This is a genomic window from Bacteroidia bacterium (assembly GCA_040880525.1).
Taxonomy (GTDB): Bacteria; Bacteroidota; Bacteroidia; order CAILMK01; family JBBDIG01; genus JBBDIG01.
Genome location: JBBDIG010000048.1, coordinates 60272 through 86511, shown reverse-complemented (window position 1 = coordinate 86511; position 26240 = coordinate 60272). Strand labels below are relative to the sequence as shown.

The following is a 26240-nucleotide window of genomic DNA, read 5'->3' as shown; positions in this document are numbered from 1 at the left end:
TGTGAGAGGCGCTCCGGTGGGCTTAACGGCTCACCGGCCGTCTACTCAATTGGCGGATTGTTAATCTATTTCAACTCCCCATTTCTTATCAATTTTAGATTTAAGATCTGGATATTTATCAATTATAGTTGATAAGAATTCTGGTTTATGCCAGTCTTCATTCCAAAATGATCTGTACCATTTTATTATTTGATCAGAAAACTCCTTCCCAACTCTTTCATTTGATCCATCTGGATAAGCAATACTACTAAAGAGTAAGTCGCCTGCAGAACTGCCTAAGTATTCTGAAAATTCACGTCTTTTCTCTTCCGTTGTAAGAGAACTCAAGATCATCTTCACTATTTCTAATGAGTGATCCGGCTTTAGATAAGGTGTAGTTGGTGCATTGATATTGCCACCTTCGATGTATGAATACAGTATAGTTTCAATCCTATCTATCTCAAGAGATTGATAGTCAATATCTGACAGCTTAGTATATAAACTTGTACTAAGTGAATCTAACATATGGGTTTCTTGAGGATATCCTATGAAGGTTACATTCGGATTTGGCAAGAAGCGTTCTCTATAAATGAATTGATCAACGCCATCTATACTTGGTGTTTCCCCAAAACTTACATCATAATCTTCCCAGAAAAATTTAGCTGCCAATTCAGAATATTTCTTGTCTGACCCTGACTGATCTAAAATAACAGAAGATGCCTTAGAAATATCTGCTTTCAGAATATTGTTTGATGAATTTTGTACAGTTGATAATAGTCGATATTCTAGTTGCTTCTTTTTTCCCTGAGGAATATAATTTCCAAAATTTGAATTTTTGTATTTTGAATCCAAATATGTAAAATAATTAATGAGACCAAAAACTCTCTCAGGCGAGTCATATTCCTCAGAAGTTACTATTTGATAGTACGAATTTATTAACTTCTTTTTATCCAGGAAATCGAATATTGAATAATTATTTGCAGTGCTACTGTCGGAATCTGATAAAATCTGTGGATAATTTTCAATATGTGGAATTAAGTATTCCCAAAAGTTTTTTGGATAAGTGCGGATTAGCACTGCCAATAGATTTGGATTATTTTCTACTTCGTCAACAGCAAGATTAAAACTTGTTTCAGGTGGTAGAACGGGAGCAATTACCGTCTGCGCTTGTCGTTTTAGTTGAGCAGAGCTATCCTGTATTTCCGAGATAGTATTTATATAAGATAATGATGCTTCAATTTGAGCAATTTCTATCTGAGAATTGTTGAAATCGAGTGTTATTATCCACCCGAAAATTGCTATTATGAGAGTTACAAGAACAGGTATTAAAGGTTTATAATAATCTTTCCATACTTTGCCTTTCTCAGAACCAGTAATTTGATTCTTGAGCTCTTCAATCTCAAGAAGTAATTTCTCCTTTTCTAATTGATCTATGTTTAGTTTATCATTTTCCATGTTGTCCTTATTAATATCCGCTAACGAATATATATACGCAATTGCGTTTATATCCACTTTACATGAACCCCGGCTTCGTTGCCAAATGTAGGGAAGATTTTTTAGGTTGCATCCTGTTGAAGGTGCATGCTATTTCCCTGCGCATATGCGTCCTGGCAATCGGGTTTGTAATAGTAGCTGTGCATATTCCGGGAAAGTAGTTGAAGTACGTGATTGCGCTTAAGTCTTTATACCTTTTTCAAGTCCTGCACCTCTTGCTGGAGGGAGGTGAGGGAACTGGCGAGTTGCTGGAGGCTGAGGTTGTCGTGGCGCGGGTCGGGCAGCTCGAAGGACAAAAAACCGATAGCCTTCCAAACTTCCAGCACCTCCTCTACGGGTATTGAAAATGCATCATAATGAAGATTGTCTGAGCGGAGGATGAGGCTGCGATCTTCAGCAATGTAGTTATCTACCCGCTTATAGAGCAGCCCGTTATTGCGGGTTATCAGCACGTAGCATTTGCCATCCCGGATCTCGCGCCAGTTCTGCACATACTCTCCAAGAATGTAGGCCCCTGAAGGCAGCGGTTTCATGCTGTCACCCTTTATTTGAAAAGCGCGGTAAGTGCGGTTGGCTGATATTTCATTTACCGGCAGGCTGAATTTAGGCAGCCGCTCCACAAATTCCGGATCAGCCATGTATTGCGGGTATCCTGCTGCTGCCGAAATGGGTACCAGGGATATTAGCTCCTCGTTTCGGTCGTTTACCACCACAGGCAGCACCCGGAGGTTATCACCCCGTTCGTGCAGATCTGCGAGGTTTTCCGTATTGTTTTCCAGGCTTTTGGTCAGCAGGTCGTCCAGCGAAACTTTAAAGAAATGAGCGAGACTCTGAAGCGTAACCAGCTTGGGTTCGGCCCGGCCTTCTTCATACGCGCCAATCCGCGACCGGCTCACGTTAACTTTACGTGCAAGGTCCTCCTGCCGCAGTTCCTTCTGTTTCCGCAAGAATTTAAGATTTGATTTCAGATGATTCATGTCTTTTACTGATAGAGATTTGAGAATGCTAAACTAAGGAGAATTCCCGAAAAAAGAGCATAGGGCTAAAAGCTGAAAAATTCAGGGTACCAAAAAATCTGAAATAAAATTTCCTTTAATCAATTGAAAAGACTGGCCTATGCGAAATCTTAATGCTGGTTTTTATTCGCTCAGAATATCATCTGACCGGTTTTCTAAAACTGTGAAGTTGTTGAAGGTGGAATAATTACGCATACCTTAATTCGGCCCTGGCAAAAAGCCAATAGTATGGAAAGATGACAAGCAATAGCGAAAGGAGCTATACCCCTTTGGAACGATATTTCCCCGCAAATTCGCAGCTTAAATTCAGCCTATGAAATACGCTTACTTTCCCCTGCTGCTTTGCCTCGCTTTTGCTTTTCCTGCTTCGGCTCAATTGGATTCTTCGTTGTGGGAGCATTACCGCATTAAAACGGAAGGATTTGAACAGCGGGCGGCTTTTAAGAAAACTCCGGAGCAAGATAACTTCGATGTGTTATATTATCGACTTGCGGTAGAGATTGACCCGGCAGTGAAATTCATACAAGGAGCTGTGACGGTTTTTTATCAATATGAGGCAAGCAATGGCAGCCCTATTATCCTAAACTTCTCGGATTCCCTCGTGTGCGACTCTGTTTATTATAACGGAAGCCCTATGCCTTTTTTTTCCGCTGCCGATGACCTGCTTACAATTGATATTACTCCGCGCCCACTTCCATTTCCCGGGAAGGATTCGCTTACCATTTATTATCACGGGATTCCACCCACTACGGGCCACGGCTCTTTTGTGCAGGATTTCCACGGGCAGAGCCATATTATCTGGACGCTGAGTGAACCCTATGGAGCAAAAGATTGGTGGCCGTGCAAACAAACGCTGGACGATAAGGCAGATTCTATTGACATTATCGTTACCACGCCTATGGACTACAGGGCTGCCTCCAATGGCCTGCTGACGTGGGAAGATTCCGTCAATGGCCGGATGGTGTATCACTGGAAGCATCGCTACCCGATCGCCACTTACCTGGTGGCCATTGCGGTGACCGACTATGTTTTCTATTCGGATTACGTACCGCTGGATAATGGAGATTCTCTCGAAGTGCTGAATTATATCTATCCGGAGTTTTATCCCGAATACAAAGTCAATACAGCACGACTGATACCCATTATGCAACTTTTTATAGAGCTTTTTGGCGATTATCCTTTTGAAAAAGAGAAGTACGGACATGCACAATTTGGGTGGGGAGGCGGCATGGAGCATCAAACCATGAGCTTTATGCAAAACTTTTCCTATGAACTGATGGCGCATGAACTGGCGCACCAGTGGTTTGGTGATAAGGTAACCTGCGGGAGCTGGCACGACCTCTGGCTCAACGAGGGTTTTGCCACTTATGCCTCCGGATTGTGCTACGAACGCGGAATGGGTGACAGGAACTGGCATGACTGGAAGCAGTTGATGATTGACAATATTACCGGGTCTTGGCATGGGTCCGTTTATAAATATGACACTACTTTTATATGGCAGCTTTTTGACGGACGCACTACCTATAACAAAGGTGCGATGGTATTGCACATGCTGCGCTGGGTGGTAGGAGACGAGGCCTTCTTTGACGGGATTCGTAATTATCTGGAAGATCCTGAACTGGCGTATGGTTTTGCCATTACCGAAGATCTCAGGCAGCACCTCGAGGCCACATCTGATACCTCGCTCACGGAATTTTTTGAGGATTGGATCTATGGGCAGGGCCACCCGATTTATTCTGTTGAATGGATACAGAAGAGAGAAGCGGTGGAACTTACCATCCGTCAGCGATCTTCTGCCTGGATGGTGCCTTTCTTTGAAATGCCGGTGCCCATTCAGTTCGCAGGAAAGGGCCGGGATACGACCGTGGTTTTCCAGCATACTTACAGCGGACAGCAGTTCAGCGCCAACATTGGTTTCCCGGTTGATTCCATCATTTTTGATCCTGATCTGTGGATCGTTACGGACAGCACGGAAATCACCCGGCTGACGGATGAAACATTGTCGCCATTTCGCATCTACCCCAATCCTGCTGAAAATGTGCTTCAACTCGACTACCAGCCCCAAACATTGCAGCCCGTCAGAATTGAGATTTTCGACTCCCGCGGAAAGCAGGTTTTAACGGGACAGTACGAGGTCAGTGAGCTTAATCCGCGCTTTTTTACTTTCGGAATTCAAAATTTAAGTCCGGGATTATACATCGTGCGGCTCCAGGCCGGGGAAGAATTTTATGAGCAAAAATTGATGAAACATAGCGCACGGTGAGAAGATAAGAGACTGTCTGGATAGATAGCAATGCACGGTCGTATATCAATATAAAATGTGTGAACCGAATAAGTGAATTATATATACTTTTGGCATGTAAACCGGGGGGAGAATCCGGTGCGGACAAAACGGAAACACGCAATGGTGTTTTGCTCCTCGTTGAGGTCCATTCACTAAATCAACAAGACATGAGAATAGTATACGCGTTATTTTTTATAGGACTCCTTATCACTGCATGCGGACGAAATGATAGGCAAAAAATTTCCTATGTAAATGACAATGCAAATATTTTGACTGAAGATCAAGAATCAAAGCTGGCGGAGTATATCAAAGAATTAGAACAAAGTATCGGTTCACAAATCTTCATTTTAACAATATTGTCCTTAGACGGAGAGAAAATTGAAGACTATTCGCTAAGAATAGCCAATACTTGGAAAATAGGACGGGTAGAGTTTGATGATGGAATATTAATCACAGTTGCTGTTCAGGACAGACAGATGAGAATTGAAGTTGGTTATGGACTCGAAAAAATAATAAAAGACGAAATAGCTGCGCAGATTATAAGAGACGACATGGCACCAAACTTTAGGAGTGATAAATATTTTGAAGGACTTGACTTAGCTGTAGGCAAAATCAAAACGCTCATAAAAGACAACAAAGAGCTGGTTGGCCAACGTTTGTAGAGGAAACTCAAGCTTTAAAATAAATTAAAGCCGCGTCTAAGTCCACAATGAAAAATGGGATTGCAACACATATTTACAGCATAGATTCAAACCGTATAAACCGTAACCACAAAAAGAATAAATCTGTAGAGTAACATGATCACGATAAAAGAAACCATTAGCAATAAAGCCTTCGGAACGAGCCACCACCAGGCTTGTTGATAAAAATTTCGCATTGCAATGGAAAGATAAATTGCAGCCAATAACAATACTGCAAGGGTAATTTTCCCATCATTAATGTCTAAAGAAATATTTGATCCTGATAATTTATTTATTAATAAAACAATTCCACTAAGAAGATATGGCGCAACAATAAAGAAAGTAAGAAACAGGAATGCTATAAAACTCAGGGCAAAGGCGAGGTGGTCTATGTAATAATATTTGCGGGAATTGAACAACAGCAGCAGGGGAAATGAAAACATTACCGGCAGCAGGATCAACATGAGTTTTGACAGATTGGACGAATGCAGATTGTATTGCTGCTCAAAGTATTCCTCTGTCCAGCCCCGCTCCACCCGCTGGTTCTTGGCCACCGGAGCTGCCCATTCACTGTATTTCTGGTGTTTCACCTGCGAGGAGTAATAGCTGTTAAAAGAATCAACAGGCTGGAAGAAAAAGTAAAGCAGGTTGACAATAAAAAACAAAGCGAGCGGGGCGATAAACGGTTTGCGCAATCCTTCCATGTGTTTTCGTGGCAGAACGCCCGGTCTGGTATACAGCAGCTTTACAGTGCGCCAAAGCTTATTATCAGCAAATGTTATGGCCTGCACAAATTCTTCGAGGAAGTGGCGAATCGTCTTTTCCTGCGGCTCCAGGATCTTCTCACCGCAGCGATTGCAGTAACTGCCGGTAAAGCTGTTGCTGCAATTCAGGCAGCGATTCCCGGCAGGTTCATCGGAAGTTTTGCTATGATCCATAATGAAAATTTAAGCACCGAAAGTAGCAAATCGGAAATTCTTTATCGCTGTCAGGATTTTGGAGATATAATTTGCCGGGTGAGGCGGATGCTTAAGTATCCACGGCATTTATACCGCGAATAGGATAAGATATTGAATACAAACAAGCCTGTCATTCCTGAATTTCGCGATAGGGGATATCAGGAATCTCCTGCGCACAAAGCCCTTCCAAGGATTACTTGAATCAAATAATTTAAGGCTGCACAATTATTATAATCATCACATTATCAGCGGGAAGCATTGGCCGTTTGGGGGAAAGAAAGGCTGTAGCGACAAAATCGGTTTTTTGTATACTTTTGTCTCCTACATTCTAAAAAATTCACCCATGACTTTATTTTACCGAATATTAATCGTTCTTATCACAAATGCAGCGATAGCATTCTCTGCACAGGCACAAGTTTATACCGCTACCAGCAAAGGTGGAGGCGACACTATTGTTTTTAGGGTTTTAGATAACAATCCTGATAATATTTACAATTTGTACGGTGGACTAGGTTTGGGGATTGATATACCTTATGCCGCAGGTTTTGAAGGATCAGTCCGGTATTTTTGGAATAATACGATTATGCTTCAGTTCGATTACTTAATGGCGCCTATTTCTTTGTTTGATTTCCCTAAAGGTAGCTATATTACCCTGGGAGACGGTCCCTCAAATGGTAGTAATAAAATTGAGCTAAAGCCCTTCAATAGGGCCAATCTTGTTGCGGCATTTTATTTCGCAGAAAAAAAAACCTTTCCGCAGCGAAATATAGTATTGACTTCGGAGGTGATAGATGGAAACGAAATCATTTATATTACGAAAATGGAGGTGAGTACAGCTACTCGCTTCGGTGTCCGTGCTGGGTATCATAATTATAACACTTCCGTGACCTCTGGTTTCTTGTTGGATATAGACAACAATACCTTCCTTACCTCTTATAGCATGAATTCTCTGGCAATAGGCCTCTCTGCTAATAGATTCCAGCACCTGAGAATCGAAACAGAGGATGAATTCGAAAGCGAAAGAACTCTTGTACATTCTTATTACATTGATCTCATGCTAGGTTTTGCCGGCAATTACAATCTTCATCATCAATTTGGCGATCAATATGAGCCATTTGAATCAGTTCCTCCCCCTATGGACTTCAACAATATGGGTTTTCGCTTGGGCTGGGAATTGCTCATACCTTCACGTCCATCAAAGATTCCTTATGGTTCGCTGGTAGGTGCTGAATTTTGTTTCCGACCGGTTTTCGATGCGGAGAATTTAGACTCTCCAAATCAACTTAAAGCAAAGAAAATCCCCCGTGTATCGGTAAATCTTCGATTTATTAGGACACTGCACGGCAGGATATAAACGCAGTGAATTATTTGACCTCACCGGCAATTATGATTTAGCCTTCCCTGACGCATTAATCCACCTAGGTCTTTACCGCTCCGGCCACTCCGGTCTTTCCGGTACTTCAACGGGATTTTCCTTCAGTTGCTGCAATATCACTTCAATGGCTTTATCCAGTTGCTGGTCTTTTCCCAGGTATTCGAGCCAGGGGTCGTTTGCCACTTCAATGTCCGGATCCACTCCGTAGCCTTCAATGATCCATCGTTTGCCTTCGGTATCGTAGGGCGCGAATTCCGGTTTCATCAGGTAGCCGCCATCAATCATCGGGAGTGAGCCGCGGATGCCCACTACGCCACCCCAACTGCGCTGGCCGATCACTGTGCCCATGTCGTATTTCTTGAAACGATACGGGAACAGGTCACCATCAGAGGCTGAGTATTGATCAATGAGCACTACTTTAGGGCCCAGCAGCATCTGGTAAGGATTCTGGTAGGGGCTGCTGTTGCGTTGCACGTTAAACATGGCAATCTGCCTGTTCAGGCGCTCAATGATCATTGGGCTCACGTTGCCGCCACCATTCCCGCGATCATCAATGATAAGCGCCTTCTTGTTCATTTGCGGATAAAAATGCCGCACAAATTCGTTGAGTCCGCCCGGCCCCATATCCGGAATGTGGAGATAACCTACCTGACCGTTGCTGGCACTGTCAACATATTCAATATTGCGCTGCACCCAGTTGTAATAAAATAAGCCGGCTTCGTTATCCAGGGCTTTGGTGTAAACTTTTCGGGCGCCTGTCTTTGAGGGAGAAGAATTTACTAGTAGTTCTACCATGTCGCCTCCTTTGCCGGCCAGTAAACGGTAAATGTTATCCACCTCATTTGTTTCCTGTCCGTTGACCGCAATAATGTAATCTCCCTCAGTCACATTCACTCCAATCTCTGTTAGGGGCGCTTTTATTGTTTTATTCCAGTTTTCGCCTTCCATAATTCTGTCAATGCGAAAATACCCTGAAGCATCTTTAGTGAGTTTGGCTCCCAGCAATCCCATTTTAATCCGCGTTGCTTTAGGATGATCGCCACCGCCCACGTAAGCATGGCCAATGTTCAGTTCTCCAATCATCTCGCCAATAATATAAGTGAGGTCATTCCGGTGGCGGACGTAAGGGAGCAACGGCTCATACTTGGCGCGCATATCTGCCCAATCTACCCCGTGCATGTTTGGAGCATAAAAGAAATCGCGCATTTGCCGCCAGCTTTCACTGAATATCTGGCGCCACTCCTTTTGCAGGTCCACATGCTTTTGCATGGCGCTTAAATCTACCTTTTCTTTTATTTCAATTTTTCCTTTTGGTAAATCAATAATTGAAAAACTTTTTCCCTGCTTTACCAGCATTTTTTTAGCGGCAAAGGCTATGTGATAGCCATCCACCTGCCCAAGATCCTGTTCCTTGCGCGCTTTAAAGTCGTACATTTTAAGCTGACTTTTATCATCGTTAAATCCCCGCTTCATGTAGTAAAGATTGCCATCGCGACTGGTGAGGCCAAAATAGCGGCTGCCTTCTCCGGGCAATGCCACCGTACGGTTGATGAGTCCATCGCGATCTACTTTCACGTTAATTTCTGAGGGAGGCGGCACTTTTTCGGGTTTGTCCAGGCTGTCTCCTTCCTCCAGTTTTTGCACGTCCGGAGGCTTCACCTCGTCCAGTTCAGGTTCAAGCGGATTTTTCGTGTCCTTCGCTAGTGTAATCAGGAATATCTGCGCCATGTCCACATAGGCATGGTTCCATTCGGTTTGGCTGTAAACAGGCTCAAAATTCCGGTTGCTCACAAAAAACAAATATTTCCCGTCATCACTGAATTCGGGCTGGCCGCTGTTATACCATCCGCTCGTTGCAGGGAAAAAGGCTTTTTCGTTGAGGCTGTAGAGATATATGCGATCCTGCGATTCCCGCTCCGGCTTGTTATACGCAATCCAGCGGCTATCAGGACTGAATGCATATTGCCTGATTTCGCCAAAAGGAGATTCATCCACCGTCTCCACATTTCGCGTCATAACGTTTACAAATTGCAGGCGTTGCTGACGATCGGACCAGACGATCTTTTTACTGTCCGGGCTCCATTCTATCTGGTATTTATATACACTTCCACCTTGCGTTAATTGTGTTGGATTTTGGCTTCCATCGCTGGGCATCATCCATATTTCATCCTCACCGGTGCTGTCGCTGATCCAGGCGATGTGTTTGCCATCAGGGCTCCATCGCGGATCGCGGTCGTGAATGCCTGAACTCGCTGTGTGATTACGGGTAACGCCATGTTCGGCAGGGATGGTCCATACATCGCCCCGCGCTGACGTCAGCAATCGCCTGCCGTCCGGGCTCAGCCGCGATTCCCGAATTTCGGAAGATACATTCTTCCATTCTGAAAGGCTTGTGGAATAGTCGTTTGCTACGTAAATCGTTCTTTTTTGCAAATTCCCGGAAGCGAGGTCATAAGTATAAAGCCAGCCTCCGTTCTCAAAAATGATTTTATCGCGTCCCAGGCTGGGAAATTTGCAGTCGTATCGCTCAAAGTTGGTGAGTTTCGTTGTCTGGCCGCTGCCCATGTTGTATTCAAAAAGATTCATGATGCGGTCGCGGTCGCTGAGGAAGTATACACTGTTGCCATGCCACATTGGGAATATATCCTGGGCACTGTCGTTTGACAGATTTGTCGTTTCGTGCGTGGAGAGATCGTGCAGCCAGATATCATCCGCCATTCCGCCCCGGTAATATTTCCAGGTGCGGAATTCACGCATTACTTTGTTGTATACCATGCGGTTTCCATCGTCAGAAAATGAGCACCAGCTACCAAAAGCCACCGGCAGTTGCGTGGGCATTCCACCATTTATGTTTTGGCTGTAAAGCTTTCCCTTAAAGGCATTGAAAGATTCTCCGCGCGAACGGTACACCACGTGGCTGCTGTCTATCCATTCCATCACCATGTTGTTTGGCCCCATACGATCACTGAGATCATCGCGGCCCAGGGTTGCGGTAAATGTGAGCCGTCTGGGAGTTCCGCCCTGCGCGGGGATGAGGTACACCTCGCTGTTGCCATCAAACTGGCCGGTGAAGGCAATCCAGCGGCCGTCTGGTGAAAAACGCGGAAATGCTTCAATCCCGGCATGGCTGGTGAGTCTGCGGGCGATGCCGCTGTCACCGGTCACTGTATAAAGATCACCGGCTTGCATGAACACCACCTGATCGCCACTAATAGCTGGAAAACGCAGCAGCCGCGCTTCGTTCAGTTCCTGAGCAGAAACCGATAAGGATAATAACAGGAAAACTTGCAGGAGGAAAATCCGCTGCTTATAAGTTGTGAAAAATGTCATGTTTGCATTGGTTTTCAAAAAGGTGCAAATTTAGTTTTGATGTACCTTAAAGCAGTCGAATGACGGCACTTTTCAGGGAAATAAATTCTTTGTATTAATTTTAAAACTACAATGATGTATGATGAGTTATTAGAACTATTATTTTTCGGACTATGATTGAACTGGAAGCGCAACTGTGGATATTGCTGGATGTGGCCATTGCCGGCCTTTTATCAGGGCTGGTGGGCCTGGAACGTGAGTTTAGCCGGAAGCCCGCAGGACTCAGGACTCAGATGATTATTGGAGCAGCGGCTGCACTTTTTGTGCTGCTGGGAACAGTAGCCATCAATCAATATTTTGAAGGCGTGCCCGACAACGTGAACATCACCCCGGATCCAATCAGGATTTTTGAAGCCATCGTGGTAGGCGTTAGCTTTATCGGAGCAGGCACCATTATGCAATCGAGGCGGGATGGCCGCGTCACCTATCTCACCACTGCGGCCTCACTCCTCATATCAGCCGGCATCGGCATGAGCATCGGTTTCCATCTTTACTATCTTGGAGCAGGGTTGGCGGTTTTTGCCTTTTTTATAAATTATGTCATGGGGCAGGTAGAGAAAAAAGTTCTGGAGACGAAGGGGAAAGGAAATCGTGAATCCGGGTAGATAGGCTAGGATTATTTATATAAATTAATGGAAGCAGGCATTTTAGGAATAGCCATTATTTCATCCCGATATAGTTGGGCTTTCGTGTATATTTGGCCAATAGAAGAAACGCTCATAAATATCACGTATTTGCATTCCGCTATAACAATAACAGACACGGTGCAACTCAGCCGCTACGGGGGGAGCGGTATTGTGAGCTTACCAGCTACATGGGAAATGTGCTGGCAGTTGTAACGGACCAAAAACTTCCCCAAGATTCCAGTGCCAACGGATGTATATAACACTAAAGAAGGAAAGTATGAAGAGGGTAAAGGACCTTCTATAGCGTTAACAGGTGGCTGGAAATTATCTACTACAAAATTTGACGATGTCGATTTAACAGATGACAAGTCTGGATTCAATTCTGCTGTCTATGAAAGGATAATAGGAAGGGACAAAAAAGGAAATAACATTCTTGAGTATGCATATGTTACTGAAGGAACAGACCCATTGAGTGCTGCCGATTGGGAAACCAATGCAAAACAGGCCGTAGGAGAATATACTAAGCAATATGACATTTCTACAAATAATGCCCGAAAACTCGATGAGTTCATTGGTACAGGAGAACTATCTTTTGCCGGACATTCTTTAGGAGGCGGATTGGCAAGCGCTAATGCTTTGGCAACGGGGCGAAGCGCGACTACTTTTAATGCAGCGGGATTAAGTAATGGAACAAGGTCATTGTTTACCTTAAATAGACCTGCTAATATCCGAGCTTATGTTGTTGAAGGTGAGGCAGTTTCTAATACGCAACGACTTCTTGGCTTAAGGGCCGAAGGTAAGATTGTATCCTTGCCGGCTACATACTTGCCATATATTCCGTGGTGGGTACCCGATTCACAAAAGCCAAATATAGCAATAGGGGTTATAAATGCTGGATTAAGTATCTATAATCACACAATGGGAGTTGTAATGGATAAAATGGATAAGGCAGGTATAAAGTAATAGTTGTAGGATGAAATCTATTCTCATAGTTCTTGTTTTAATTACGGTTACCATGTGTTCGCGTGAAGGAGAAAATGAAGATTTACGAGGGTGGGATGTGCGCCTTTTTAAAAACACTCCTGTGTGGGAGACTGCAAAGGCGATCGAAAATGGGGATACATTAAGGATTAGGGAATTACTTAAGGGCAAGCCCTATGAGCTTCTTAATTACCAAGAAAAGAAGTTTGGTCAATCCTTGTTGCAGTGGGCTGTTTATGCGGGTCATCTTCCAGGAGTGCGGGTCTTGGCCGAGTTAGGTGCAGACCCTAATTTAAAGTCCAATGACAGCACAAATGCTATAATTCAGGCCGCAAACCGTTATGAAACATCGGCATATTTAGAAATACTGATAAAGCATGGAGGCGATGTAAATTCAGTGGCTAACATTGATGCAGCTCAACATCTACGTACTCCTTTAATGGCTGCTGCAAAGAGTCTTAATAATGTAAAATTATTAATTGAGGCTGGCGCAAATGCTAATTATGTGGATACTACAAGTGGAAGACAAAGTGCCTTGCAATATGCTTTTTATAGTGACAATATTGATATTATAAATTATCTGATCTTAGAGGTAGGCGTTGATTATAAAGGTGTTTTTAATGTGACCTTGAACGGAGACAGTCTATATATTTCTGATATGCTAAGAAAATTGCCTTATCCATTAGAGTCTGAAGAGTATAGAAAAAAAATGCTGCTGGTTTCTTTTTTAAACAAAAATGGGATAGATTATTGGAAATCCCCTGTTCCCAGGCATTATTATAATATTTATGATTCTGTGTATCTAAATAAATACTAATTAAGAGTAATCGTGGGAAGGTCATAGTTAGTAATCTTCTCAATAAGAGGCAACCTGTAGGTTTTTAAATGGGCAAAAAAATCGTTAACGGACAAATCCGCCCCATCGAATGACCTAAGGCTATAAGAAAAAAGTAGTATAGCTTCTCCTTTGGGAGTCTTAATAGCCTTGTACCGATAAGCGTTCCATTCATAGGTTTTCTTATCGCTAATTAAAAAATCCACTAAAAACTCTGTGCCGTCCTCATTTTCCCTTATTTCATAATTGGCTACGGGATCCTTTCCTTTTCTGTCCTTAATTTCCTGTATCTTGGAGGCTGCTAGAGCTTTAGGATGGGCATTGGAAACGAGTACTTCAATAGTGATCATTTTGTTGAAATTTTCTAATGTATCACCTGATCTTAGATACTCCTGCTTATAATACTGCATAGTCTGCTGACTCCATCGGAGATGATATATCTCTTCATCGAAATTCAGTGGTCCAGGGACAGCTAAGTAATCTGTGGGTCTATGCATAAATGCTGTGCATGTCATTAAAAGAATGATACCTAGTATGAAAGCGGAAGCTGATTTCATCAATATTAATTGTGTTTACACCTGCCAAGAAAGTAACGCAAGAACAATGCTGCTCAAATCATTTTCTATATCAAACCCCATCGCTGGTGCGAGTTTAGCGATAGCGTAACTCGTACCTATACAAGCCCCTGATATTCCGCAATACCCTCACTCCACAATGGTCATCTCTTCCACTAAATGCCCAGCACCGGCAAATTTGTCAATGATAAAAAGCGTGTAGCGTATGTCAACGCTGATGTTGCGGACGCGGTTGGGATCGTACATGATGTCGCTCATGGTGCCTTCCCAGTTCCGGTCGAAGTTGGTGCCGATGAGGTGGCCTTTGCTGTTCATCACGGGGCTGCCGCTGTTGCCGCCTGTGGTGTGGTTGGTGGCAATAAAGCAAACGTACATCGTATCGTTTGTACCGTATTGTCCGTAGTCTTTTTCGCGGTAAAGCTGCAGCAATTTGTCCGGAACGTGGAATTCGGTGTTGTTGGGATCCCATTTTTCAATTACACCTTCCAGCGTTGAAAAGGGCTCATAATAAGCTCCGTCCGCAGGTTCATATCCGCTTATCTCGCCAAAGGTGATGCGCATGGTGGAGTTGGCATCCGGATAGATCAGCGGATCGCGCTCCAGGAGTGCTTCCATGTATACGCGGTTAAGGTTTGCCAGTTTATTGTCCAGGCTGTCTTTGGCGGGCCGTACATTATTTAAATAGTTTTCTATTATTCCAATCATAATTTCATAACCCGGATCCTTTTTTAATTTCTTAACTTTTTTCTTTTTATAATCCTTAAGAAATTCCAACAATTCCTCCTGATTAGGAAATATTGATTTACTGTAAATATCGTCAGCCATTTCCTGCCAGTTACCATCGTATTTGCTGATATTGTTCAGCGCTTCCGGCCGGTATTTTCGGGGTACATCATTATAATAAAATTCCATCATTGCCGCAAAAACCCGTTTATCAAGCGGCTTATAATAATCCCTGTAAAATGAGCGGGCATAACCTTCCAGCCGCATTATTTCCAAATTTATAACGCTATCGGATATTTCTTTTTCCTCACTTATTTTGGCCAGTGTCCTGAATTGGTTTGCCAGCGCGCTCATCTCCACTCCAAATGCTGCTTCATTCACGTAATTGAGCGTCAGTTCCAGTTCCTGCAATTTTTCATGCGTTTCCTGGTATGCTTCCGGCAGGTGGCCATATTGTTCTTTGCGCTCGCTGTCAGCATTTACCCATTCGCGAAATTCCTGCTGCTCCTGCCGTTTGGTGTCAATGGCATCCAGCTTTTTCAGGCCGCGGTTTTCTCCCTGCCACTTTTTGTAGTAATTGCTTACCCGCGCATGTTTCGAGGCATATTGAATTCTCACGGTGTCATTGCGTTGCATTTCTTCATCCATAATGGCAAGCCGCTTTTCCCTGATTTCAATACGGGCGGGATTGTAAACCGAATAAATATTATCCACCGCAGCGGGGGGAAGGTACTCATCGGTGCGTCCGGGGAATCCCATCACCATCGTAAAATCGCCTTGTTCTGCACCCTTGAGCGAAATAGGCAGGTGATGGCGCGGCTCGTATGGCTGGTTATCAACGCTGTAATCCGCAGGCAGGTTATCCGGGCCCGCATAAATCCGGAAGAGTGAAAAATCACCCGTATGGCGTGGCCACATCCAGTTGTCGGTATCGCCCCCAAATTTCCCGATGGAGGAAGGCGGGGCGCCCACCAGCCGTATGTCGCGAAAAGTTTCGGTTACGAACATAAAATAACGGTTGCCGGCATAGAAGGCCCGTACAAAAGCTTCCAAATGTGGCTCCTCAAGATCTTTGGAAACGCTGTAAATGTTATCCTCCACCATCTTGTCGCGTTCTTCCTGCGATAGGGATGGGTTCACGCCATGTAGTACATGATCCGTAACGTCCTCAATCCTCCTGATGAAGGTAACGGTGAGGCCCGGATTGCTCAGCTCCTGGCCGCGGTTCATAGCCCAAAAGCCATCGGTGAGGTAATCGTTGTCTACGCTGCTGTGGCGCTGTATCTGGCTGTAGCCACAGTGGTGGTTGGTGAGCAGCAGGCCGTCAGAGGAAATGATCTCACCAGTGCAGCCCCGCCCGAACCAGATCACTGCATCCTTGATGCTGCTGGTATTAATGCTGTAAATGTCCTCAGCCGAAAGTTCCAGACCTTCCGCGTGCATCCGGTCTATGATTCCATACTCCTGCAGCAGGGAAGGAATCCACATGCCTTCATCGGCATGGAGGCAAAAATGAGAAGAGACAAAAAGGAAGGTGATGAAAAGAAAACGATACATGGATTGGGATTTTTCTTGCAAAAATAGCAATAGCGAAGTGGCCCGGAAGTCCGCTAAAATTATTTTACCGGTTTTTCTTAAAACCTGAATTCTTCCAGGATGTGGTAGCGTGCTCCTTTCGGGTTTAAAACCGATTCATAAAGGGCCATTCCATTTACTTCGAGCATTTGAGGGATAAAAACACCGGAAGGACGATGAGGCGGTATGAGGTCTTTTCTTTTCACGTCTTTGAGCCGCGCCATGGTGATGTGGGGAATGATCTCATCACGGAGCGCCAGCCGGCTCAGGTCGAGCTTATACTGCGGGGCCTTTTCTGCTACAAGCTGGTAGAGTGCCTTGCTGAGGGCCGTAAAGCCATCGTTTTGCTGGAATTGCGCCCAAACCATTTTAGGCCGTCCATCCTGCGGAGCATAAGTAATGGCCTGGAATTCCAGGCGGCAGGTGTGCAGGCGTTTCGAGGCCTGGTGCAGGTCCTGCTTCAATGATTCCAGGCCGGCATGAGACAAGAGCCCGATAAAGAACAGCGTCAGGTGCAGGTTCTCCTCTGGCATCCACCGGGCATAGGCCATCTGTTGTGCATCTCCAAAATCCTTCAGGCTTTTGCGCCATTCACTGCTCAGCGGAAACCCAATAAATAAACGCTTCTTTCTCTCTTTGCTACCTCTATTGATGTTTTCTGTGGCCATTGCTTGTAAATTTGCACTTTAAAATACTCAACGCATAGAACATGTTCGACATTTTTGAAATGCTTGGCAAATTAGGCGATATAAAAGAGCGGATTGCCGAAGCGCGCGAAAGCCTGAAACACATTGTCATCACAGAATCAGATCCTAAAAGCCTCGTGAAAGTGCGGGTTACGGCCAGCATGGAAGTGCAGCAAATACAGTTGGCAGATGAGCTTATCGCTAGCCACTCGCGCGATGAAATAGAGAAGATTCTCACCCAAACGGTGAGCTATGCCATTACAAAAGCCAAATTGAAAGCTAAGGAGGAAATGAAGAACAAGCTTGAAGGAGTAGTGCCGGATATTCCGGGCTTCGATCTGGATAGCCTTGGCCTGGGATGAGTTATTCGCAGTGCGGAAAAAGATTTATTCCAATCCCGTTAAATTTTATAGAAATTTATGCGTGAGGATTTTTTTATTATCTTAAAAAGAAATCCGGAAGTTTTTATTCATTAAAATATGAAGAAACAGGAATTTTTTATAAAGAGTAAATAAGGTTGGGCATACTGTATTACGCGGTGTTGCTAAGGTTTTAAAGAAATGACAGTAAGGTTATTATCACATTCTTAATTTTCATTCTGTATATGGCTATTACCAAAATCTTAGAGAAGCAGCATTGAATCAAAAAATAGTTTATAAAAGAATTAAATAATTAAAAGGTTAAAGCAATTTAATTTAAGAACCGCTTATGCCAGCTTTCTTTCAGGGGTACGGCCCAGCTCCTTTCGAGTTCATTTGGCGTTTGAATTAAATTATTAAATACCAGTGTATTCTCAGTCAGCTTACCGGTGCTGAAGAGCTGCGGCAATTCCTGCAAAGTGGTGGTATGTACTTCATCATTTTGCTTATACGCCACCTGCTGGCGGTCGAACAGGTTTACGTGATATTCTGATTCGATTTCACGCATAAGGGCTACAGACGAATCAATGGAGCAACCTGACGCTTTTGCCCGTGCTTCATCTACCTGCAAAAGGATAAACAGGTTGTGCATCACCGCTGCCTGCGCTTTGAGGGCCTGGCCATGTGCGGCCCAGTTGGCCGTAAATTTCCTCAGCTTCTGTGCGATTGCTGTGGCTTCATCATCTGTAAATTTCCTGTCGGCCTGGTATATCCAAAGTTTTTCCATGTTGATTGCAATTGGTTTAATATGATTGTCGGGGTGTTCTGTGAGATCATCCTAGTTTACTCTGCGGGATGCGAAGCCGGCAAAGGTTTTCCATCCGGCCCCAGCTTAATTACCTTTTTGGCACCTTTCGCTCCATCTGCCTGGGTATTTTCCTTTATCAGGTTGGTTTCCCATTTTTTAATGGCATCGTCATCAGGATTTTTCACCAGCGAAGTAGTAAAGACAAAGCGGCTGTCAGGGCTGAATACTGCCTGGCTGATAACATCCCGCTGCGAGGGTTTCATTTGGATCATTTCCTCACCGGTTTCCACATTCCATACGCGGGCTGTCCCATCGTTGGAACTGGTAACGGCATATTCACCTCTCGGATTAAAACCTACTGAAAGCACTTTCCAGGTATGGCCTTCCAGCGTATGGAGCGCCTCACCCGTCTTGGTATTCCAGATTATGGCGGTTTTGTCATCAGAACCCGTGATCATGTATTTGCCATCAATGGTTATGGCCACAGCATTCACCCTGGATTTGTGGCCTTCGTAGGTCATTTTCACCGTGTTCTGGATATGGTCATACATCCGGATGGTGTTGTCTTTACTTGCTATAAAAACGTTTCGTCCGGTGTTGTCGAATACCAATCCATACACAGGGGAATTCACGAGGAAGGAACGCACCAGCTCGTTTTTCTTGGAGCGGTCATAAACTTTGACAACCCCTTCTTCACCCCCTGTAGCCAGGAAGCGGCTTCCTGGATCCGGGCTGAGCGCTCCGCCACTCAGCGGAACGGTATTGCCGTAAAAGGCTGCCGACTTCGTACCTGCCTCAATATCCCACAACATGGCTGTTCCATCATTGGCCGTGCTGAGCAAATTCTGGCTGTTGCGGCTGAAGCTTAAAGCGAGAATCGCAGTGCTGTGGCCTTTCAACTCCGTTTTTACGGTCATTTCTTCTGCATCCCAGATGAGGATGCGTTTATCCCACGATCCGGTCGCAATGGTCTTCCCGTCATAGCTAAAGGCAATACAGGTCACATCATCGGTATGGCCCTGGAACGTTTCATTTGCGTCCGTCAGCACGGTATCCTGTGCGGTTACAAAGGCGGGAAGTAGTAAGAGGGTGAAGGTTAGAATTGTGTAGAGATTTTTAACCATAATGATTTGTCTTGATGTTGGTGTTAAAAATATGCTGGAATTCTGCAAAACTCAATAATTTAATACCAATGTAGCATTTATCCGCAAGAGTTAAACAGGTCACCTGATATTTCCTTTAAGAAAAGCCGCAATTTTCCTGCTAACCCCTGTAAAATCCCCAGCGGTCAATATATTTCCTGACGGGCTCAGGCACGAGGTATTGCACCGATTTTCCTTCTCTGATCGCATCTCTGATAAAGGATGCCGATATTTTCATCAGGGGAGCATCAAAGACTGAAACCTTGAAATGCGATTCAAGTTCGGAGCGCTGGGAGCCGGGGCGGGGATAGGCGTAGATGGCATAGTTATCCAGCAACTGTTCATAGTTCTTCCATCGCGGCAAGGTCATCAGCGTATCCGTGCCCATCAGCAGCACGAATTCTTGCCCGGGGTGCTTTTCCTGTAGATACACGAGCGTGTCAATGGTGTAGGAGGGCCGTGGCATGTTGAACTCAATATCGCTCACTTCCAGCTTGTCATTGTCTTCTATTGACAGGCGGATGAACTCCATGCGGTCAAATTCATTCAGCAGGCTGAGCTGGGTTTTCAGCGGATTTTGGGGAGATACCACGAACCACACCTTATCGAGGTTGGTGAACTCCACCATAAAGTTGGCAATAATGAGATGGCCCGTATGCACAGGATTAAAGGAGCCGAAAAACAAGCCGATTTTCATAGTTGTGTGGAACTCATTTCATCGTTCAGAAAATGCACAACGCGCTCCAGCAGTTCATGGCTGGCCGATTCCAGGCTGCGATTATAGATCACCACATCAAACTCCTGCGAGTAGTTCAGCTCTTCCTCTGCGCGTGCAAGGCGTTTTTTCAGGCTGGCGTCCGATTCCGTTCCGCGATGCTTAAGTCGTTCCTGCAGCCGGTAAATATCTCCAGGATGTACGAACACGAAAAGGCAATAATCCCCATGATGGAGCTTGATATTAAGCGCCCCTTTCACGTCAATGTCAAGAACAGGGATTTCATCATTATCCCAGCAGCGCTTTATTTCCTCTTTGAGCGTGCCATAGAGCAGTCCCTCATAAACCTCCTCGTGTTCCAGAAATTCATGGAGTTTCACTTTTTCTTTGAATTCATCCTCTGACAGAAAGTAATAGTCGCGGCCATTTACTTCATCTCCACGCAGCGGGCGGGTGGTGGCGCTTACGGCAAATTGCAACCGGGGCAGCTTTTCCATAAGGTATTTCACCAGCGTGGTTTTTCCCGCACCTGAAGGACCGGAAACAACGATCATTTTCTTTGTCATTCGTTCATCTTCCGTCACGTTGCCAAGTGCTTTTAGGTTGATATTCAATACGCTTATAAAATGTTTTGAACCTGTTCACGGATCTTCTCAAGTTCATCCTTCATTTCCACCACGTGGTGCTGAATTTCTGCGTGGTTCGCTTTGCTGCCGATGGTATTTATCTCCCGCCCCATTTCCTGCACTATGAAGTTCAGCTTCTTTCCGGTTTCTTTTTGCGCCAGGGTTTCTCTGAAAAAATTAATGTGGCTCTGCAGACGCACCATCTCTTCGGTAATGTCAAGCTTTTCAGCATAATATACCATTTCCTGTTCCAGCCGGTTTTGGTCAAGATCAATTTCGCGGGCCAGCTCTGAAATGTGTTTCTGCAACTTTTCCTTAATTGCTGGTAGCCGCTGCTCCTTCATATTATTAATTACTCCGCTGAGCTTTTCAATGTTTTCCAGGTAGGCCATCATCTCTTCTTTCAGTGCATTGCCTTCCTGTATCCTGAAGGTATCAGTACTTTCCAGAGCCTCTTCAAGCACCTGCATTATGAATTCCCATTGATCTTCGGAGGCAGGCTCTTCTGCAGAATGCATCACATCAGGCAATGAAAGGAGGGAGGCCAGCAGGTTTTCATCACTCGCAAGATTTAATTCCCGCTTCAACTGCTGCAGTTCAAAATAGTAAGACTTCATCAGTTCGATGTCTATTTTGCGGTGGCTGCGGCCGGCATCCGGAAATTCTGTGGTTATCGCAACGAAGATGTTTCCGCGCGAAAGGATCCTGCCCGTCAGCGACTTTACATCCGGCTCCTTACCGGAAAATATTCGTGGCAATCGGATGGAGACATCAAGCGATCGCCCGTTCACAGCCTTAACTTCTACATTTACGGCCATCCCAGCGCCTTCCTGCTTTACTGAGCCATAGCCCGTCATTGACTTTACCATAGGAGGTATCAATTTTAAAAGTAGCCGCAAAAATAAGATTACCTGTTGGCAGTAGGGGGATCATCAATATTTAGATTTGCAAATCTTAAAGATAGAGGTCCGGGAAAAGGAGCGCATTGAGACGGAAAGAAAAAGCGCTGAAGGATTTATTTTCATAATTGAAATGTAAAGTATCGTTCATTTCCCACCATTGAACCCACCTTTATTTACTTTTAATATTTTAAATTTCAATGAATAATTTCTAAGCAGAATAAAGGGTTGTAATATATTTATATTTTAATCCAGAATAAGATTTTCGTAAAAAATTTACCCATCTTTCAGGCAACCATTTCGGAATTTCCGGTCAAATGATTAGACAAGAAAAAAATGTATTCTGAGGAAGCGCTTATAAAAGGATGTAAAAAGCGGGACCCTGAATATCAGCGTGCAGTATTTGAAAAATACTATCCGGTGATGCTTGGGTTGTGTCTCAGATATGCCAAAAATCAGGACCAGGCAAAAGATATGGTACAGGAAGGATTTATAAAGGTGTTTGACAATATTGGAAAATTCAGGCAGGCTTCTGCGCTCCAGACCTGGATGAACCGTATTTTCATCAACAATGCCCTTAATCATTTAAAACAGGAAATAACCTATTCTGAAATTTCGGAGCGTGAGCATCCTGTTGTGGAGGATGACGTTGAAGATGTGATCAGTGAGGGTTTGGCTCCGTTAAGCTCCGAAGCCGTAATACACCTGATGCAGCAACTGCCGCAGGGATACCGCGTAGTGTTGAATCTCTACGCCATTGAGGAATACAGTCATCAGCAAATAGCGCAGGAACTGGGAATTTCAGTTGGAACCTCCAAATCTCAGCTTTACAAAGCGAGACAAGCGTTGAAAGCACTTTTAAAAAAACAAATGCCCGAACGTGAAAAATGCACCTCATAGACTGGACAAAGTCCTGTCAGGAAAGCTGAAAGGCTATGCCGCTCCTGCAGCACCTGAGGCATGGCGGGAGTTTAGCCTCCGGTATCATGGCAGGAACAAGCGGAAGCTGCTATGGCCTTATTTGCTGACGGGCTTATTGACTCTTATAGCTATTGGCTCCTCTATTTTGTGGCTGCAGCGTCCTGATGAGATGCCGAAAATATCAGAAGCCCGGCCAATGGCTTCAGGAGAAATTGTGAAGCCGCAGCAATCAATTCCGGTAATGAAAGAAGAAACCATTGTGGATTCCGGAAATTCTTCAGTTCCCACTTTAAAATCAACAAGAAATAGCAGAAACCAAATAAATGATAAAATTAAAAATGAAAACCCGCTAAAACAAGGAAAACCGTTGTACCCGTTTCCGCTTATGGCGAATGAATTAAGCATAAAATCCACAGTTGTGTTGGTCATTCCACCTACTTTAAAAGCGTACCCGGAAAAAGAGGCAGAGGAGCAAACAAAACCCAAATCAAACGGGCTGCAGTTTGGCATAACGGCCGGCACCGCAATATTGGATCCGGGAGAGCAGACAGCGGAGCCTGCGCGGGTACATGAGGATTACCTGCGGTTGCAGGAATCCGCGAGAGCGGCCAGGCCGGGAATTAATGCCGGAATTGTGCTGCGCTACAATCTTCTGCCGGCCCTGGGAGTTAAAGCGGGAATTCAATATACCCGCTATGAAAACCGGATGAACTATGATTTCTATAAAAATAAAATTGCGGTGGTGGATTCCGCAACCCGTAATATTTTGGGCTACATTACGCTGCCAAACGCCTCGGCTGAAAAGATTGATTCATCCACCATCATTCGTTACCAGTACATTGAAATTCCTTTAGAAATGGGCTACAACTTTAATATCTCCGATCGCTATTACTTGCGGGCAAGTTTGGGTTTCAGCTTTATGAAAATGCTGGATGCCGATGGTGCGCAACTCGAAAGCACTACGCTGTCTTACAGAAAAATGGAGCCGGATAATTTCGGGCGCTGGAGTACAAATGCAAAAGTGGGAATGGGCATTGGATACCGGTTTGGCAATGGCCTGGCGATAGAACTGGAACCCACCTACCACCGGTATGGAAACCTGCTTTCGGAGCAGGAGCAAGTAAAGCTTGTTCCGCAGGCTTTCAAAATAAACGCTACGCTTTTAATCACAACTGAATTATTTAAATAAAAACTGCCATGAAAATATTTTACATGACTTTTATTTCCCTCGTGTTTTGTTTTGTAATGAACGCACAGGTGTGGGTTCCTGCAGGGGCGGCATTTCCCACAGTACCATCCGCAACCACTGTCCATAATAATGAACTTTATGTGGCGTATTTCAATACAGATTCATCAACCTTAGAAGTAGCAAAATGGAATACCTTTTTTTGGGCGGTGTTGGGCCGGTTACCTTATGAAGGTTTGGCATCTGTTAATTCAATGAAGTTTTATCAGAATGAATTGTATTTAGGCGGATATTTCGATTCAATACCATCAATACCTACTGCAACTACTGTAATCCGGTTTGATGGCCAGAACTGGAAAAGTGCAGGAACCGGAGATCCTTATGGACAGGACATATTCTCGCCATTCGGTCCCTATGTTAATGACCTTGAAGTATACCAGGGAAAGCTATATGCGGGTGGGAACTTCCAGAAGGCTGGAACTGACAGCGCAGCCAATCTTGCACTATGGGATGGCAGTGAGTGGCAACCTGTCCGAACCAGTGATTCACAAATGATATATCATGTCACGGATATTCTTGTTCACGCTGATACCTTGTATATCTTGGATCAAATATTTGTGACTATTAATAACATTTGGGCTACACATTTGGAAACATGGAATGGATCCAAATGGGATACCGTGGGTCATATTCTTAAATTATCAGGACAAATAATGTATGAATATCAGGATACCATATTTACGTCAGGCTTCGAGCCAAATTTAGGATTTGGTACAACAGATTATTACTATAATGGAATATGGAGGCACCTTAATAATGAAACCGCATCTTCCTTTGCCGAACATAAGGGAAATCTTTGGAGTGCAGGCTGGGGACCTGATACTGTATTCTATACATGGACAGGAATGGAATGGGCCGAAGGTCCTAGCCTCATGCAAGCTGATACCCCTTCATATCCGATTGTTTTCACCTTTGAAGATAACCTCTATACATATTCTTTTTACGGTACAAAGCATAGCGACAAGCAAATCTACCGGCTTTACTACGATTCGCTATCATTGGTAAGCGGATTAGTGTATTATGATATCAATAAAAATTGCGAAAAAGATCCCGCAGAAGAAATAGTGGAACAAGCGTTAATTGAAGTTTCTCCTATAAACCATTTTATGAATGTAAATTCTTCCGGGAAATATTTAGCAGTATTGTATCCTGGAAATTTTCAAATTACGCTTCATAAAAAATATTGGGAAATAAACAGTTGCCAGTCCGACACGCTTTCTATTCAGCTTCAGGGACAATCTCGTGTAGATACCCTTGACTTTGCTATTTCGCCTGTTCCTGGCATTCGGGATTTGCGAACGAATATTACCGGTTTTACCGGTTTCAGAGCCCGCAGGGGATTTACTGAAACTTATAAATTGGACTGGGAGAATACAGGTACTGATACCATCACAGGTGCAAGCGTAAAATTAAATTTCCCGGCAGGTGCCACCCTTGATTCCGTCTCGCTTCCTTATGATAATCTTTCCGGAAATGAAATTACCTGGAATTTAGATCCGCTGGCGATGTTTGATAAAGGTTCGCTGACCATAACTTTTGAAATATCCAATTCTCTGGCTATGGGCGATAGCCTCTGTTTCTCTGCGTTCATCAGCCCCGTAGCCGGAGATTCGTTTCCTCCCGACAATTATGACACGCTTTGCCAAAGGATCGTAGCATCCTATGATCCCAACGACAAGCAATCCAGTCCTGAAGGCAATATTGCCCCGGACACCCGGAAAATTGATTATCTGATCCGCTTCCAGAATACGGGCACAGATACGGCTTATAAGGTTGTGATCGTGGATACCGTGGATGCCAATCTTCCGCTTACTGAATTGGTAATGAACAACAGCAGCCATCCTTACAGCCTTGAGATTCGGAACAATACGCTGATCTGGACTTTTGACAATATCCTGTTGCCGGACAGCCATATCAACGAGCCGAAAAGCCACGGCTTCATCAGGTACACCGCAGGCATACGCCCCGGAATAGCGGTGGGCGATACTATTCTAAACCGCGCTTATATTTATTTTGATTATAACAGCCCCATCATTACCAATCAAACGGTAAGCGTGGTGAAACTGCAAACTGGAATTAACGAGCCTGAAGAAGTTATCCCTGTACCTTTTGCGATCTATCCCAATCCCGCCCAGGATGTATTGCACATTCGCAATACTGCGGCTAAAGGAAGATTGACCCTGCATATATATGATGTCACCGGCAGGCTGTGGCGGCAATTGGAAATGGGCCGGGAAGAAATAACGCTGAACATTGAGCACTTTCCTCCAGGAATGTACTTTGTGCGGGATATTGTCTCTGGCGCCAACCAAAAAGTAATCATTAAATAAGGATGGTACCTTCTCAATCTTGCTCCATCCGGGAAGA

At 44.4% G+C, this 26240-nt stretch carries 22 protein-coding genes; 10 read left to right on the top strand and 12 right to left on the bottom strand.

What is annotated here, in order from left to right; genetic code table 11:
- Positions 1-60: 60 nt before the first annotated feature.
- Positions 61-1434 carry a hypothetical protein gene (locus WD077_13575; GenBank protein MEX0968265.1) on the bottom strand — a complete coding sequence of 458 codons (1374 nt, stop codon included), beginning with the start codon at positions 1432-1434 and terminating at the stop codon, positions 61-63.
- A 227-nt stretch (positions 1435-1661) separates the two neighbouring features.
- Complete coding sequence (locus tag WD077_13570; protein MEX0968264.1) at positions 1662-2420, bottom strand: helix-turn-helix domain-containing protein; 759 nt, start codon at positions 2418-2420, stop codon at positions 1662-1664.
- Positions 2421-2802: 382 nt separating this feature from the next.
- On the opposite strand from WD077_13570, the gene WD077_13565 reads away from it, so the two are divergent.
- Positions 2803-4752: a M1 family aminopeptidase gene (locus tag WD077_13565; protein MEX0968263.1), complete on the top strand. Its 1950-nt coding sequence runs from the start codon at positions 2803-2805 to the stop codon at positions 4750-4752.
- Positions 4753-4940: 188 nt separating this feature from the next.
- Positions 4941-5435: a TPM domain-containing protein gene (locus WD077_13560; protein MEX0968262.1), complete on the top strand. Its 495-nt coding sequence runs from the start codon at positions 4941-4943 to the stop codon at positions 5433-5435.
- A gap of 86 nt (positions 5436-5521) precedes the next feature.
- Here the strand turns inward: WD077_13560 and WD077_13555 are convergent, their stop codons facing one another.
- Positions 5522-6391 carry a DUF3667 domain-containing protein gene (locus WD077_13555; GenBank protein MEX0968261.1) on the bottom strand — a complete coding sequence of 290 codons (870 nt, stop codon included), beginning with the start codon at positions 6389-6391 and terminating at the stop codon, positions 5522-5524.
- Positions 6392-6755: 364 nt separating this feature from the next.
- Between WD077_13555 and WD077_13550 the strand changes: the two genes are divergently transcribed.
- A complete protein-coding gene (locus WD077_13550; GenBank protein ID MEX0968260.1) occupies positions 6756-7766 on the top strand; it encodes a hypothetical protein in 1011 nt (336 codons plus the stop codon).
- Between the two features lie 72 nt (positions 7767-7838).
- On the opposite strand, the gene WD077_13545 is transcribed toward WD077_13550, so the two are convergent.
- On the bottom strand, positions 7839-11117 hold the full coding sequence (locus WD077_13545; protein ID MEX0968259.1) for a S41 family peptidase: 3279 nt from the start codon (positions 11115-11117) through the stop codon (positions 7839-7841).
- A gap of 152 nt (positions 11118-11269) precedes the next feature.
- Between WD077_13545 and WD077_13540 the strand changes: the two genes are divergently transcribed.
- The 3 genes from WD077_13540 (at position 11270) to WD077_13530 (ending at position 13580) form a co-directional block, all read left to right on the top strand.
- Positions 11270-11761: an MgtC/SapB family protein gene (locus WD077_13540; protein ID MEX0968258.1), complete on the top strand. Its 492-nt coding sequence runs from the start codon at positions 11270-11272 to the stop codon at positions 11759-11761.
- A 261-nt stretch (positions 11762-12022) separates the two neighbouring features.
- Entirely contained in the window at positions 12023-12745 is a 723-nt protein-coding gene (locus tag WD077_13535; GenBank protein MEX0968257.1) for a hypothetical protein, read from the top strand.
- A gap of 10 nt (positions 12746-12755) precedes the next feature.
- Positions 12756-13580, top strand: a complete 825-nt coding sequence (locus WD077_13530; GenBank protein MEX0968256.1) for an ankyrin repeat domain-containing protein — start codon at positions 12756-12758, stop codon at positions 13578-13580.
- Here the strand turns inward: WD077_13530 and WD077_13525 are convergent.
- The 3 genes from WD077_13525 to thpR form a co-directional block, all read right to left on the bottom strand.
- Positions 13577-13948 carry a hypothetical protein gene (locus WD077_13525; GenBank protein ID MEX0968255.1) on the bottom strand — a complete coding sequence of 124 codons (372 nt, stop codon included), beginning with the start codon at positions 13946-13948 and terminating at the stop codon, positions 13577-13579. The two genes, WD077_13530 and WD077_13525, sit on opposite strands and share 4 nt — an antisense overlap.
- A 354-nt stretch (positions 13949-14302) precedes the next feature.
- The gene (locus WD077_13520; protein ID MEX0968254.1) at positions 14303-16453 is read right to left on the bottom strand and encodes a S46 family peptidase; all 2151 of its coding nucleotides are present in this window, start codon (positions 16451-16453) and stop codon (positions 14303-14305) included.
- 77 nt (positions 16454-16530) lie between these two features.
- The gene (gene thpR / locus WD077_13515; protein ID MEX0968253.1) at positions 16531-17139 is read right to left on the bottom strand and encodes an RNA 2',3'-cyclic phosphodiesterase; all 609 of its coding nucleotides are present in this window, start codon (positions 17137-17139) and stop codon (positions 16531-16533) included.
- Positions 17140-17180: 41 nt separating this feature from the next.
- Here thpR and WD077_13510 point away from each other — a divergent pair, with 41 nt between their 5' ends.
- Positions 17181-17519 (top strand): YbaB/EbfC family nucleoid-associated protein, encoded by a 339-nt coding sequence (locus WD077_13510; protein ID MEX0968252.1) that lies wholly within the window; start codon positions 17181-17183, stop codon positions 17517-17519.
- A gap of 328 nt (positions 17520-17847) precedes the next feature.
- Here WD077_13510 and WD077_13505 read toward each other — a convergent pair whose 3' ends face one another.
- The 5 genes from WD077_13505 to WD077_13485 form a co-directional block, all read right to left on the bottom strand.
- Complete coding sequence (locus tag WD077_13505) at positions 17848-18303, bottom strand: ABC transporter ATPase (GenBank protein ID MEX0968251.1); 456 nt, start codon at positions 18301-18303, stop codon at positions 17848-17850.
- Positions 18304-18359: 56 nt separating this feature from the next.
- Positions 18360-19448 carry a WD40 repeat domain-containing protein gene (locus tag WD077_13500; GenBank protein MEX0968250.1) on the bottom strand — a complete coding sequence of 363 codons (1089 nt, stop codon included), beginning with the start codon at positions 19446-19448 and terminating at the stop codon, positions 18360-18362.
- A gap of 139 nt (positions 19449-19587) precedes the next feature.
- A complete protein-coding gene (gene nadD / locus WD077_13495; GenBank protein MEX0968249.1) occupies positions 19588-20163 on the bottom strand; it encodes a nicotinate (nicotinamide) nucleotide adenylyltransferase in 576 nt (191 codons plus the stop codon).
- Positions 20160-20795, bottom strand: a complete 636-nt coding sequence (gene gmk, locus WD077_13490) for a guanylate kinase (protein ID MEX0968248.1) — start codon at positions 20793-20795, stop codon at positions 20160-20162. The genes nadD and gmk overlap by 4 nt, the downstream gene beginning before the upstream one ends.
- 5 nt (positions 20796-20800) lie before the next feature.
- Positions 20801-21676, bottom strand: a complete 876-nt coding sequence (locus WD077_13485) for a YicC/YloC family endoribonuclease (GenBank protein MEX0968247.1) — start codon at positions 21674-21676, stop codon at positions 20801-20803.
- Between the two features lie 366 nt (positions 21677-22042).
- Here WD077_13485 and WD077_13480 point away from each other — a divergent pair, with 366 nt between their 5' ends.
- The 3 genes from WD077_13480 to WD077_13470 are packed head-to-tail and all read left to right on the top strand — an operon-like array spanning position 22043 to position 26203.
- Positions 22043-22606, top strand: coding sequence for an RNA polymerase sigma factor (locus tag WD077_13480; protein MEX0968246.1), 564 nt, complete (start codon positions 22043-22045; stop codon positions 22604-22606).
- Positions 22587-23816, top strand: coding sequence for an outer membrane beta-barrel protein (locus WD077_13475; protein ID MEX0968245.1), 1230 nt, complete (start codon positions 22587-22589; stop codon positions 23814-23816). The genes WD077_13480 and WD077_13475 overlap by 20 nt, the downstream gene beginning before the upstream one ends.
- 8 nt (positions 23817-23824) lie before the next feature.
- Positions 23825-26203 (top strand): T9SS type A sorting domain-containing protein, encoded by a 2379-nt coding sequence (locus WD077_13470; GenBank protein ID MEX0968244.1) that lies wholly within the window; start codon positions 23825-23827, stop codon positions 26201-26203.
- The last annotated feature ends 37 nt before the right edge of the window (positions 26204-26240 follow it).